Raw genomic sequence first — 12,613 nt, forward strand, 5'->3', positions numbered from 1 at the left:
TACAGGGAGTGTGGCGGGAATCCGCCCATGACGGTTCCTGTGCCGGCCTCTTCGCGGGTGAATCGGATCGCCGCACCGCCGCTCCCACAGGTAGTGTGAAGGCTCAGGGGCAGTGCGATCCGGCACAGGCCAGGAATCATTCCAGATTGAAGGTAATCCTGAACGCCGCACCGCCCAGAGGCGAATCGCCCAGGCTCAGCTCTGCGTCGTAGCTGTCGACAATATCCTTGACCACCGCCAGCCCGATCCCCTGCCCCGGGTGCTGGCTGTCCAGCCGCTCACCGCGTTCGAGAATGCGCTGACGCTGATCGGCAGGCACCCCTGGCCCATCGTCTTCGATGCACAGTGTCAACTGCCCGGGCGCATGCACCAGGCTCACCCGCACCTGGCCCAGGCTGAGGCGGTAGGCGTTTTCCAGCAGGTTACCGAGCATTTCCAGCAAGGCACCCTGTTCCATTGGCACCTGTGCTTCATCGGGTAACTCCAGGGCCACGCTCACCTGCTTGTCCCGGTACACCTTGGCCAAGGTGCTGCACAGGCTGTCGAGCAACGGGCGCAGCAGCACGCTGTGCCGCACCAGGCCACTCTTGCGCAGGCTGGCGCGCTGCAGCTGATAGTCGATCTGCTGGCTCATGCGCTCGATCTGGCTTTGCAGCACCCGCGCCTGCTCGCGCTCACCGCTGCGCTGCTGCAGGCTTTCTCCCACGCCTTGCAGCACCGCCAGCGGCGTCTTCAGGCTGTGCGCCAGGTCATCCAGCGAGTCGCGGTAGCGCGTGCGCTGCTCTCGTTCACTGTGCAACAGGCGGTTGAGCGAACGGGTCAGGCGCAGCAGCTCGCGGGGGTGCTCGGCGCTCAGGCCATCGCGCGCGCCCGCCTCCACTTCATCCAGCTCGTGGCTGAGCCGGCGCAACGAGCGCAGGCCCCAGGTCAGGCCAGCCCACAGCAATACCATGAGCGCCAGCAAGGCAGCGCCGAAGCCCAGGTAGAGCTTTTCGCGCAGGCCGTTGAGGGTGGCCTTGTACTCGCTCAGCGGCTGCAGGGCGACGATGCTGTAGGCAGCGCTCTGGCCACCCAGCAGCTTGATCTCGACGTCGTAGACGAAGAACTCTTCGCCATCGGCCTGGTGAATGCGGGCGAATTCGTTGCCGCGCCCGTCATACCGCGGGCGGTAGTTGATGTGCCGGTCAGCGGTGGCGCGTGACTGCCAGACCAGCTTGCCGTCGCGGTCGAAGATATAACCGAGCAAGCCGGTGTACGGCAGGTTGTAGCGCTCGTCCGGCAGCAGCTCGGGCATTTGCAACTGGCCATGCTCGATACGCGCGGCGGAAATCAGCGTGGTCACATCCGATGCCAGGCGCTGTTCGATCGACTCCTGCAGGGCCAGGCTGAAGGCTTTCTGCAAAGCCGGTAGCAGCGCCAGCATGAACAACAGCGCCAGCACTGCCGCAGCCAGCATCAGGCGTACCCGCAGCGAGCGGATCAACGGCAGCGCTCGGTAAACAGGTAGCCCAGGCCGCGCACCGTGTCGATGGGCTTGAAACCGTGCTCGCCTTCAAGCTTGCGCCGCAGGCGGCCGACCAGCACTTCGATGACATTGGGGTCGCGTTCTTCGTCACCCGGGTACAACTGCTCCATCAAGCGGTCCTTGGCGACCACCTGCTGGTGATGGCGCATGAGGTATTCGAGGATGCGGTATTCGTACGCGGTCAGGGCCAGCGGCTGTTCGTCCAGGGTGGCCTGTTTGCGGTTGAGGTCGAGCACCAGCGGGCCGGCGGCGATGGTCGACTGGGTGAAGCCGCTGGAGCGGCGCAACAGGGCGTTCAACCGCGCTTCGAGCTCCTCGAACTGGAAGGGTTTGACCAGGTAGTCGTCGGCACCGGCGGCCAGACCCTCGACCTTGTCCTGCCAGTTGCCACGGGCGGTGAGGATAAGAATGGGGAAGGTCTTGTCCTGGCTGCGCAGGCGTGTGATCAGCTCCAGGCCGCTGATGCCGGGCAGGCCCAGGTCGATGATGGCCAGGTCGAAGTGGAATTGCCCGGCCTGGTACAGCGCTTCTTCCGCATCTTCGACGGCCTCGACCACATGGCCGCTTTCGCCCAGACGGGTGTAGAGGTGATGGCGAAGCAGGGCTTCGTCCTCGACCACCAGCAGTTTCATGTGCAGCTCCTTGATGTGTGTTGCCTGTACCGGCCCTTTCGCTACATGCGCAAGGGCCGGTACAGGATAACCCGGCTCGCCTGTCAGAACTTGTAACTGGCGGCCAGGTAGGTCTGCGCACTGCTGGTCAGGCGCAGGGTGCCGGCTTTGGGCCCGCCATGCTCGCCCACTTCGGTCGCGGCGTTGGTGCGCAGGTAACGGTAGCCCAGTTCGACCGAGGCCTTGTCGGTGATGTCCTGGATCACGCCAGCCTGCAGGCCGTAGGCATAACCGTAGTCGGTATCGCGGCTGGCACCTGACGACTCCTGGGACAGTTTGGTCATGCCCAGGGTGCCACCGCCGAACAGTTTGGTGGTATCGCCCACCGGCAGGAACAGGTCATAGCTGCCCAGCAGGTTTTCCTGGCGCAGCTTGAGGCCGCTGTGGTCGCCCGACACGTTGTCGTAGGTCATGTAGTAGCGGCCCTGGTCATTGATCTTGCCCACGCGTACACCCCAGGTGTCATCCTTGCCGATGATGCCGTCGGTATTGAGGTGATCGGTGTTGCGCTGCAGCAGGCCGGACTTGCGAACCTTGTCGCTGGTCTGGCCGTAGGTAAGGCTGGCGAAATTGTCGTCGGCGGCCTGGGCAGTGGTGATGCCAGCGGCGCAGACGGCCATGGCGGCAAGCAGGGTGTTGAAGGTTTTCATGGCGGGTTACTCCAGTTGAGTGCGCTGTTTCGGTCTGGAAGCTAGAGTAAGCAGGGCACCCTGAACCGCGACTGAACCCTGGCTGAACCCCGGCTGAACGATCCGATTGCAAACCAAGGAGTAGTAACCATGCGCGCCCTGCTGGCCGTGACCCTGATGTGCAGCGCCGCCTTAGCCCACGCGGCGGTACAAACCCGCGAGATCCCCTACCAGGACGCCGACGGCAACCGCCTGGTCGGCTACTACGCTTACGACGACGCTGTCGAGGGCAAGCGCCCCGGCATTGTCGTGGTGCATGAATGGTGGGGGCTGAACGACTACGCCAAGCGCCGGGCTCGCGACCTGGCGGGCCTGGGCTACAACGCGCTGGCCATCGACATGTATGGCGACGGCAAGCAGACCGAGCACCCGCAGGACGCCCAGGCGTTCATGGCGGCAGCGCTGAAAGACCCGAAAGCCGCGGCGCAGCGTTTCGATGCCGGCCTTGAACTGTTAAGGCTGCAACCGAACACCAACAAGCATCAACTGGGCGCCGTGGGTTATTGCTTCGGCGGCAAGGTGGTACTGGATGCCGCACGCCGGGGAGAGAAGCTGGACGGCGTGGTGAGCTTCCATGGCGCGCTGGCCACCCAGACACCGGCCAAGCCGGGCGTTGTGCGGGCAGATATCCTGGTCGAGCACGGGGCGGCGGACAGCATGGTCACACCTCAGCAGGTGGAGGCGTTCAAGGCAGAAATGGATGCGGCCAAGGTCAATTACCAGTTCGTCAGTATCGAAGGGGCCAAGCATGGCTTTACCAACCCGGATGCCGACCGGCTGAGCCACGGCGAGCACGGCGGTCCGGACATTGGTTACAACAAGGCCGCGGACGAGAGCTCCTGGGCGGATATGCAGGCGTTCTTCAAGAAGGTTTTCAAATAGGTATTGCCGGGGCCGCTCTGCGGCCCCCGGATACGCACCTCCCACATCGCCGCTGCGGCTGGCACAATACCCCCATGAACACACTCCCCGCCTGCTGCGCCCCGCTCCGGCACCACTGGCCCCTGCCCCGCCCACTGCCTGGCGCGGTACTGGTCAGCTGCGCCTTCGACCCCGCCCACCTGGCCACCGACGACTTCCAGCGCGCCGGCGTGGTGCCAAGCGCCAGCCTGCAACGCTCGGTGGCCAAGCGCCAGGCCGAGTACCTGGCCGGCCGTGTCTGCGCCCGGGCCGCACTCCAGCACCTGGACGGCCGCGACTATGTGCCCGGCACCCATGAGGACCGCTCACCCATCTGGCCTGCCGGGATCCGCGGCTCGATCACCCACGGCAAAGGCTGGGCCGCCGCCGTGGTGGCCGCCGAGAGCAGTTGCCAGGGCCTGGGCCTGGACCAGGAAACCTTGCTGGACGACCAGCGCGCCGAACGGTTGATGGGCGAAATTCTCACCCCGGCCGAGCAGGGGCGCCTGGACCGCCGCCAGCTTGGCCTGACGGTGACCTTGACCTTCTCGCTGAAGGAAAGCCTGTTCAAGGCCCTCTACCCGCTGACCCGCCAGCGTTTCTATTTCGAGCACGCCGAAGTGCTGGACTGGTCCGCTGAAGGCATGGCGCGCCTGCGGCTGCTCACCAACCTGTCACCACAATGGCAGCACGGCGCAGAGGTGCAGGGCCAGTTCTGCCTGCAGGACGGCCACTTGCTCAGCCTGGTCAGCGTCTGACCTTCAGAGCGGCGCTTGCTGGCGTGGCCAGTTCAGGCTGAAGCAGGCGCCGCCCAGCCCTTCGCTGCGCCCCACCGTCGCCCGGCCGGCATGCCAGTAAATGATTCGCCGTACGATCGACAAGCCCAGCCCATGCCCGCCCGAGGCCCGGGTGCGGCTGTCGTCGAGTCGGGTAAACGGCGTGAAAATGCGATCCCAGACACCCTCGGGAATCCCGGGGCCGTCATCCTCCACATCGATGCGGCAGCGCTGCTGACCCAGCTGGTAGCTCAGGCGTACTTCGGACTCGGCATGGCGCAACGCATTGCCGACCAGGTTCTGCAGGGCCCGGTGCAGGTACCGTGGCTCGGCCTCGACCCAGGCGCCATCGGTATCCGCGCCCTGGCAGTCGCCACGCAGCACCCGCACTTCGGCGCGCAGCGGTGACAACTCCTCGATGACCCGGTCGAGCATGGCATCCAGGTCGACCCGCTGGAACTTCAGCGCCGGCGCCCCCTGCTCCAGGCGGGCGTAGGTCAGCATTTCGTCGACCAGCTTGTCGAGGTCCTGGATATCCCCGTCCATGCCCGCCAGATGCTTGGCGCGGGCTTGCTCGGTACTGGCGGTTTCGATCATCTCCAGGCCAAAACGCAGGCGCGCCACGGGTGTGCGCAACTCGTGGGACACCGCCCGCACCAGCTCACGCTGCATGCTCAGCGAGCGCTGCAGGTGCTCGGCCATGCCATTGAAGGCCGCAGCCAGGCGCCCCACCGAGTCGGCGTCGCCGGCCGGCACGCGGGTGTCCAGGCTGCCCTGGGCGATGCGGCTGGCGGCAATTTCCAGGCCCGACACGCGCCGCTCCAGCTGGCGGACCAGCAGGTACACCACCAGGCCGATCAGGCACAGGCCAAGAAAGGCGATCAGGATCAGCAACTGGGGGGGATAAGGGTTCAGTTGGTAAAGCGGGCCGATTTCCAGCACCCAGGGCGAACCGGCGAGCCCGGAAAACACCCGGATCGAATCGCCATCCTTGCCCAGCGCCATCACCGTGTCGCCCTCCTCCACCCGGCGTCGCTGGTCATCGTCCAGGCTCACCCGTTCTATACGCTGCAGCGCCACGCCGAAGCCAAAGCCCTTGTCACGCTTGAGCTGTTCCAGGCGCTGTTGCTGCTCGGTAACCGGGTAGCGCACCAGTTCGTCCGCCAACAGGTAAAGGGTGGCCCGCGCCAGCTGTTCGCTGACCTGTTTGACCTGGGCCACCAGCAACAGGTCTTGCTGGCCGACCCTGCGCAGTATCTGCACAGCGTGCGGGCCCGTCTTCTCGACCACTACCAGGCCACGGTACAGACGTGCCCGCTGGCCGCCGTCGAAGCGGCGCGCAGCCATGGGCTGCAGGGTCAGCGGCACCCCGAGCAGGCGCTCCCAGATCAGCAACGAGCGTTTGCGCTCGGTGTCGTTCTGCACTGCCAGGTTATCGGCCATCAGGCTGAACGTGCCCTGGGCCAGGCCTTCGCGGTGCTGGGCGGCGCGCACTTCGTTGACCAGGTGCAGACTGAGCACGCCGAGCAGGGCCACCAGCACCAGTACGGCCAGCATGCCCCCGTAAATGCGCAGGAAGATCGAGTTGTTCATGGCGCCTCGCCGACGAACAGGTAGCCCTTGCTGCGCAAGGTCTTGATCAACCGGGGCTGCAGTGGGTCATCGCCGATCTTGGGGCGAATTTTGGAAATGCGTATGTCGATGGAGCGGTCCTGGCCGTCGTAGCCAACGCCGCGCAGCGCGGTGAAGATCTGCTCGCGCGTCAGCACCCGGCCGGCGTTGCTGGCCAGTAACCAGAGCAGGTCGAATTCGGCGCCGGTCAGCTCGATCAGTTGCTCGCCCAGGCGGGCCTCGCGCAGCCGGTTGTCGATGCGCAGCGCGCCGAATGCAAGGTCCTGGCGCTTGCCGTCCGGGGCTTCGGTGCGGCGCAGCAGGGCTTGAATGCGCGCCAGCAGCAGGCGCGGGCGCACCGGTTTGCAGACGTAGTCGTCGGCGCCCAGGTCCAGACCCTGGACCTGATCGAGCTCGTCGCTGCGCGCGGTGAGCATCAGGATCGGACCGGGGTACTGGCTGCGTACCCGGCGACAGATGCTCAGGCCGTCCTCACCGGGCAGCATCAGGTCGAGGACGACCAGGTCGGGCTGGCTGTCGACGATGCGCCGCGCGGCGCGGGCGCCATCGCCTTCCACCGCAACCTCGAAGCCGTTGGCCTGCAGGTATTCGGCGGTGAGCTCGGCCAGGCGCTGGTCGTCTTCCACAATCAGGATGCGGGGTACGGGGTGGTCCATGGCTTGTGCCTTTGCTTGTTGTTGTTCTGTTGCCTGTGCCGGCCGCTTCGCAGCACAAGGCTGCTCAAGGTGTCGCGCTCTCCTTGTGCTGCGAAGAGGCCTGTGCAGGGAGCATAACCCTTTAACCAAAAGGCAATATTGCCCGCGGATACTACGTCCACCCCCGGGTACTGCCAACCTCCCGGCTCTCCCCCGACTGAACCGTTTTTTGTGGTAGGGTGCGCCCCCGAAAAAAACTGCACTGGGGCAGTGTGGCGCAGAAAAATACTGCAAACCACTTGGCACAAGGCCTACAGCGAATACCCACCTTTCACCCACAATCTACCCACACGTTATCCACAGGCGCTCGCCTTGCAAAGACGCCAAGACCGCATTATCTTGTATGCCGAACGCGGCAAACCACTATATGTTGGGTTTAGCCCTGAGTCGCAAACACAAGTCAGCGCGGAAATTCAAGCGCTTTTTCTGGCTGAACTTGGCGCGATTCCAACAGCCAAACCGCTCCAGCGGCAAACTGAACAGCAGTTTTTGGGCCCAGCCCAAAACCTTTGACTTCGGCCAGGGAGCGGCAAGCCATTGCCCCTTATTCCTGAGTCTGTCCCGAAGTCGGTACGCCCGCGCGGGCGGATGCGCATGCATTGCGCATCCCCGCCGGGCCATCGAGCAAGTGGACGGAACGGTGGGCGCCCAAAAGGCGCCTGATCAATATAGAAACTGTGGAGACACCCACCCATGCAAACCGACACAACTCGCGAGAACCCGCAGGCCAAGGTGCCGCAGGCCGCCGATTCCAACCAGGATCTGGCCGCCACCGCCCCCGGCCAACTGCGCGTGATCAAGCGTAACGGCACTGTCGTCGCCTACACCGACGACAAGATCACCGTGGCCATCACCAAGGCGTTCCTCGCAGTTGAAGGCGGCACCGCCGCCGCTTCGTCGCGCATCCACGACACCGTCGCGCGCCTGACCGAGCAGGTCACCGCCACGTTCAAGCGTCGCATGCCATCGGGTGGCACCATCCACATCGAAGAAATCCAGGACCAGGTCGAACTGGCCCTGATGCGCGCCGGCGAACAGAAAGTCGCCCGCGACTACGTGATCTACCGCGACCAGCGCGCCAAAGAGCGTGCCACCCGCGCCCACACCGACGCTGTGGTCGAGCCGCACCCAAGCATCCGCATCACCCTGGCCAATGGCAGCCTGGCGCCGCTCGACATGGCCCGCCTGAACACCATCATCAGCGAAGCCTGCGAAGGCCTGGCCGAAGTGGACGGCGAGCTGATCCAGCGCGAAACCCTGAAGAACCTGTACGACGGCGTGGCCATCAAGGACGTCAACACCGCCCTGGTGATGACCGCCCGTACCCTGGTCGAGCGCGAGCCGAACTACTCGTTCGTCACCGCCCGCCTGCTGATGGACACCCTGCGCGCCGAAGGCCTGGGCTTCCTCGAGGTGGCCGAAAGCGCCACCCACCACGAGATGGCCGACCTGTACGCCAAGGCCCTGCCGGCCTACGTGGCCAAAGGTATCGAGTTCGAACTGCTCAACCCTGCCCTGGCCGACTTCGACCTGGAAAAAATGGGCAAGGCGATCAACCACGAGCGTGACCAGCAGTTCACCTACCTGGGCCTGCAGACCCTGTACGACCGCTACTTCATCCACAAGGACGGCGTGCGCTTCGAACTGCCGCAGGTGTTCTTCATGCGTGTGGCCATGGGCCTGGCGCTGGAAGAGAAAGACAAGGAAGCCCGTGCGATCGAGTTCTACAACCTGTTGTCGTCGTTCGACTACATGGCCTCGACTCCGACCCTGTTCAACGCCGGCACCCTGCGCCCGCAGCTGTCCAGCTGCTACCTGACCACCGTGCCGGACGACCTGTCAGGCATCTACCACGCGATCCACGACAACGCCATGCTGTCGAAATTCGCCGGTGGCCTGGGCAACGACTGGACCCCGGTGCGCGCACTGGGCTCCTACATCAAGGGCACCAACGGTAAATCCCAGGGTGTCGTGCCGTTCCTGAAAGTAGTCAACGACACCGCCGTTGCCGTAAACCAGGGTGGCAAGCGCAAGGGCGCTGTCTGTGCCTACCTGGAAACCTGGCACCTGGACATCGAAGAATTCATCGAGCTGCGCAAGAACACCGGTGATGACCGTCGTCGTACTCACGACATGAACACCGCCAACTGGATCCCTGACCTGTTCATGAAGCGTGTCTTCGATGACGGCAAGTGGACCCTGTTCTCGCCATCGGAAGTGCCAGACCTGCACGACCTGACCGGCAAGGCCTTCGAAGAGCGTTACGAGTACTACGAAGCCCTGACCGAGTACAACAAGATCAAGGTGTTCAAGACCATCCAGGCCAAAGACCTGTGGCGCAAGATGCTGTCGATGCTGTTCGAGACCGGCCACCCGTGGCTGACCTTCAAGGACCCGTGCAACCTGCGTTCGCCGCAGCAGCACGTGGGCGTGGTTCACAGCTCCAACCTGTGCACCGAGATCACCTTGAACACCAACAAGGACGAGATCGCGGTCTGCAACCTGGGCTCGATCAACCTGCCGAACCACATCGTTGAGGGCAAGCTGGACACCGCCAAGCTGCAACGCACCGTGAACACCGCCGTGCGCATGCTCGACAACGTGATCGACATCAACTACTACTCGGTGCCGCAAGCGCGCAACTCGAACATGAAGCACCGCCCTGTCGGCCTGGGCATCATGGGCTTCCAGGACGCGCTGTACCTGCAGCACATCGCCTACGGTTCCGACGCTGCCGTCGAGTTCGCCGACAAGTCGATGGAGGCGGTCAGCTACTTCGCCATCCAGGCTTCTTGCGACCTGGCCGACGAGCGCGGCGCCTACGAGACCTTCCAGGGTTCGCTGTGGTCCAAAGGCATCCTGCCACTGGACTCGCAACAGATCCTGATCGAAGCCCGTGGCCAGAAGTACATCGACGTCGATCTGAACGAGTCGCTGGACTGGGCACCCGTGCGTGCTCGCGTGCAAAAAGGTATTCGTAACTCGAACATCATGGCCATCGCGCCAACCGCGACCATCGCCAACATCACCGGCGTGTCGCAGTCGATCGAGCCGACTTACCAGAACCTGTACGTGAAATCGAACCTGTCGGGCGAATTCACCGTGATCAACCCGTACCTGGTCCGCGACCTGAAGGCCCGCGGCCTGTGGGACTCGGTGATGATCAACGACCTGAAGTACTACGACGGTTCGGTGCAGCAGATCGAGCGTATCCCGCAAGAGCTGAAAGACCTGTACGCCACCGCGTTCGAGGTCGAGACCAAGTGGATCGTCGATGCTGCCTCGCGTCGCCAGAAGTGGATCGACCAGGCTCAGTCGCTGAACCTGTACATCGCCGGTGCCTCGGGCAAGAAGCTCGACGTGACCTACCGCATGGCCTGGTACCGTGGTCTGAAAACCACTTACTACCTCCGTGCCCTGGCTGCGACCAGCACCGAGAAGTCGACCATCAACACCGGCAAGCTCAACGCCGTTTCCAGCGGTGGCGACAGCGCCCCGGTCCAGGCAGCCGGCCCTGCGCCAGTGCCGAAGGCCTGCGCGATCGACGAGCCTGACTGCGAAGCCTGCCAGTAAGGTAAACACGGGGCGAAAGAAGGTTACTTCTCTCGCCCCGCTTTGTAAGAACTGCTTTTCTCAGGCAATAAAAAGCCCGACGCAGTTACAGCTGCATCGGGCTTGGATCTCCCACGAGCACGTGCATCGCTCAAAGGGAGGCTAGATCCTACAGATCTAAAGTGAGCGCGAATTTTCGTGCCTGTCAGGACTAGTGTCAAGTGATGCTCATCTAAATTGGAGAATCACGCTATGTCTAAAAAGACATCATCCGGCGGCCAGAAAATCGGTCGCGATGCGGATAGCGGGCGCTTCACCACGGTCGAAAAGGCTCGTCAGAACCCCAAGACCCACGTGGTTGAAACCGTGAAGAAATCGAAGTAAATGCAGAAAAAGCCGGGAGAGCAATACTCCCGGCTTCTGTTTTTGGAATGCCCATGCTCATTTCTTCACTCTTCCTTTAACACTCTGCGGCTTTACTTGGGGCAGATGCCATGACGCCTCTTGACCTGTGACCGATTTCCTGGCAAGGAGGTCTGACTGTTTTTTTGCCTGTTCTTTGTCTCAGCGCTTCCATTCCCCCCGCTTCATTGACTCAAAATCCCCTTCGCTCGATCGCCATTCGTCAATCGGTTAGCTGATCCTGACAGGCCGGAGCTCCGTTTCCATGCGGCGTAACGCCCATCCTCTTGACTCAGGGCAAACTCGGCTTGAATTTCTCGCTTGTCCCCTACCTCTCAAAACTATATCGTGTGCTTCGGAACAAGACACAACACCATATAGGCGAATTTTGCCCTACTGGCGTCTTGACAAACTCATCGACGGTTATCGGGTCTCTTACCAAAAAAAGAGATCGGAGACACGACATGAAAGCCCCTGAATTGCCGTTTTCCGGTACAATATTGCCCCTCCAAAAGCGGCTCAAAATTCTGACCGCTTACGATGGTCGGCCCCTGCCTCCGGATGCCTTTTGCGGCCGGTACGTCAACGAAGCCTGTGATCGCTGATCACCAAGCTCATGGCCATTCAAACCAAATTCGAAACCTTTGCAGGGACACCTCGTGAGCCGAGGCGGTTCATGCGTGGTCTCTAGCAGTACCACTTCATCTTAATTTTTACGGTCGCCCACAAGCGACCCACAAGCGGAGCCAAAACACCATGCTGAGCTGGGACGAATTCGACAAGGACGAAAACGAAGTCACCACTAAAGGCCCAAGTAGCACTCAAGCCAGCCAGCCAGGTATCGACAAGCTCGACAGCGCCGGCGGTGCCGCCGCCCTGGAAGCTCGTGCCGTAGTTTCGACCGACTCCGAGGCAGTGAAGCGTGCCAAGGCGTCGCTTAATGACCTTGACATCGCCGAAGGCCTGGCCGAGCTAGAAGGATCCTCGGCCCGCGTCGCCGTTGACGAAAAGCGCATGATCAACTGCCGCGCCGACCTCAACCAGCTGGTACCTTTCAAGTACGACTGGGCCTGGCAAAAGTACCTGGACGGCTGCGCCAACCACTGGATGCCGCAAGAGGTCAACATGACCGCCGACATCGCCCTGTGGAAGAGCCAGGACGGCCTGACCGAAGACGAGCGCCGCATCGTCATGCGCAACCTCGGCTTCTTCTCCACTGCCGACTCGCTGGTTGCCAACAACCTGGCCCTGGCCGTGTACCGCCTGATCACCAACCCGGAGTGCCGCCAGTACATCCTGCGCCAGGCCTTCGAAGAGGCGATCCACACCCACGCCTACCAGTACTGCATCGAATCGCTGGGCATGGATGAAGGCGAAATCTTCAACATGTACCACGAGATCCCGTCGGTCGCGAAGAAAGCCGCCTGGGGCCTGAAGTACACCCGCGCCATCTCCGATCCGGAATTCAACACCGGCACCGTCGAAACCGACAAAGAGCTGCTGCGCAACCTGATCGCCTACTACTGCGTGCTGGAAGGCATCTTCTTCTACTGCGGCTTCACCCAGATCCTGTCCATGGGCCGCCGCAACAAGATGACCGGCGTTGCCGAGCAGTTCCAGTACATCCTGCGTGACGAGTCGATGCACCTGAACTTCGGTATCGACGTGATCAACCAGATCAAGATCGAGAACCCGCACCTGTGGGACGCGGCGATGAAGGAAGAGGCGACCCAGATGATCCTGCAAGGGACCCAGCTGGAGATCGAATACG

11 protein-coding genes are annotated in these 12,613 nt (G+C 62.8%); 6 read left to right on the plus strand and 5 right to left on the minus strand.

Annotated elements, in window-relative coordinates:
* Positions 1-136: 136 nt before the first annotated feature.
* The 3 genes from HP546_RS03625 to HP546_RS03635 all read right to left on the minus strand — a co-directional run bounded on the left by HP546_RS03625 (position 137) and on the right by HP546_RS03635 (position 2,846).
* Positions 137-1,483, minus strand: coding sequence for an ATP-binding protein (locus HP546_RS03625; protein ID WP_172219710.1), 1,347 nt, complete (start codon positions 1,481-1,483; stop codon positions 137-139).
* On the minus strand, positions 1,480-2,157 hold the full coding sequence (locus HP546_RS03630; RefSeq protein ID WP_172219712.1) for a response regulator: 678 nt from the start codon (positions 2,155-2,157) through the stop codon (positions 1,480-1,482). Before HP546_RS03630 ends, HP546_RS03625 begins: the two co-directional genes overlap by 4 nt.
* Before the next feature lie 83 nt (positions 2,158-2,240).
* Entirely contained in the window at positions 2,241-2,846 is a 606-nt protein-coding gene (locus tag HP546_RS03635; RefSeq protein WP_172219714.1) for an outer membrane protein, read from the minus strand.
* Positions 2,847-2,975: 129 nt separating this feature from the next.
* Here HP546_RS03635 and HP546_RS03640 point away from each other — a divergent pair, with 129 nt between their 5' ends.
* Positions 2,976-3,767 carry a dienelactone hydrolase family protein gene (locus HP546_RS03640; RefSeq protein WP_172219716.1) on the plus strand — a complete coding sequence of 264 codons (792 nt, stop codon included), beginning with the start codon at positions 2,976-2,978 and terminating at the stop codon, positions 3,765-3,767.
* A 74-nt stretch (positions 3,768-3,841) separates the two neighbouring features.
* The gene (locus HP546_RS03645; protein WP_172219718.1) at positions 3,842-4,543 is read left to right on the plus strand and encodes a 4'-phosphopantetheinyl transferase; all 702 of its coding nucleotides are present in this window, start codon (positions 3,842-3,844) and stop codon (positions 4,541-4,543) included.
* A gap of 3 nt (positions 4,544-4,546) precedes the next feature.
* Here the strand turns inward: HP546_RS03645 and HP546_RS03650 are convergent, their stop codons facing one another.
* Together HP546_RS03650 and HP546_RS03655 are read right to left on the minus strand one after the other, a co-directional pair.
* The gene (locus tag HP546_RS03650; RefSeq protein WP_172219720.1) at positions 4,547-6,154 is read right to left on the minus strand and encodes an ATP-binding protein; all 1,608 of its coding nucleotides are present in this window, start codon (positions 6,152-6,154) and stop codon (positions 4,547-4,549) included.
* A complete protein-coding gene (locus HP546_RS03655; protein WP_172219722.1) occupies positions 6,151-6,849 on the minus strand; it encodes a response regulator transcription factor in 699 nt (232 codons plus the stop codon). Before HP546_RS03655 ends, HP546_RS03650 begins: the two co-directional genes overlap by 4 nt.
* 351 nt (positions 6,850-7,200) lie before the next feature.
* On the opposite strand from HP546_RS03655, the gene HP546_RS03660 reads away from it, so the two are divergent.
* The 4 genes from HP546_RS03660 to HP546_RS03670 form a co-directional block, all read left to right on the plus strand.
* Positions 7,201-7,401: a hypothetical protein gene (locus HP546_RS03660; RefSeq protein ID WP_172219725.1), complete on the plus strand. Its 201-nt coding sequence runs from the start codon at positions 7,201-7,203 to the stop codon at positions 7,399-7,401.
* Between the two features lie 180 nt (positions 7,402-7,581).
* The gene (locus HP546_RS03665) at positions 7,582-10,461 is read left to right on the plus strand and encodes a ribonucleoside-diphosphate reductase subunit alpha (protein ID WP_172219728.1); all 2,880 of its coding nucleotides are present in this window, start codon (positions 7,582-7,584) and stop codon (positions 10,459-10,461) included.
* Between the two features lie 231 nt (positions 10,462-10,692).
* A complete protein-coding gene (locus HP546_RS31280) occupies positions 10,693-10,824 on the plus strand; it encodes a hypothetical protein (protein ID WP_256676297.1) in 132 nt (43 codons plus the stop codon).
* A 774-nt stretch (positions 10,825-11,598) separates the two neighbouring features.
* The coding region (locus HP546_RS03670; protein WP_172219731.1) for a ribonucleotide-diphosphate reductase subunit beta at positions 11,599-12,613 on the plus strand (1,015 nt) is incomplete at its 3' end.

It is taken from the genome of Pseudomonas sp. CM25 (assembly GCF_013179705.1).
Classification (GTDB): domain Bacteria; phylum Pseudomonadota; class Gammaproteobacteria; order Pseudomonadales; family Pseudomonadaceae; genus Aquipseudomonas.

What these genes read in the sequence shown, in the direction of transcription:
- HP546_RS03665 (WP_172219728.1), top strand. Translation starts at nt 7,582, where the DNA reads ATGCAAACCGACACAACTCGCGAGAACCCGCAGGCCAAGGTGCCGCAG.
- HP546_RS03635 (WP_172219714.1), bottom strand. Translation starts at nt 2,846, where the DNA reads ATGAAAACCTTCAACACCCTGCTTGCCGCCATGGCCGTCTGCGCCGCT.
- HP546_RS31280 (WP_256676297.1), top strand. Translation starts at nt 10,693, where the DNA reads ATGTCTAAAAAGACATCATCCGGCGGCCAGAAAATCGGTCGCGATGCG.
- HP546_RS03645 (WP_172219718.1), top strand. Translation starts at nt 3,842, where the DNA reads ATGAACACACTCCCCGCCTGCTGCGCCCCGCTCCGGCACCACTGGCCC.
- HP546_RS03640 (WP_172219716.1), top strand. Translation starts at nt 2,976, where the DNA reads ATGCGCGCCCTGCTGGCCGTGACCCTGATGTGCAGCGCCGCCTTAGCC.
- HP546_RS03630 (WP_172219712.1), bottom strand. Translation starts at nt 2,157, where the DNA reads ATGAAACTGCTGGTGGTCGAGGACGAAGCCCTGCTTCGCCATCACCTC.
- HP546_RS03655 (WP_172219722.1), bottom strand. Translation starts at nt 6,849, where the DNA reads ATGGACCACCCCGTACCCCGCATCCTGATTGTGGAAGACGACCAGCGC.
- HP546_RS03650 (WP_172219720.1), bottom strand. Translation starts at nt 6,154, where the DNA reads ATGAACAACTCGATCTTCCTGCGCATTTACGGGGGCATGCTGGCCGTA.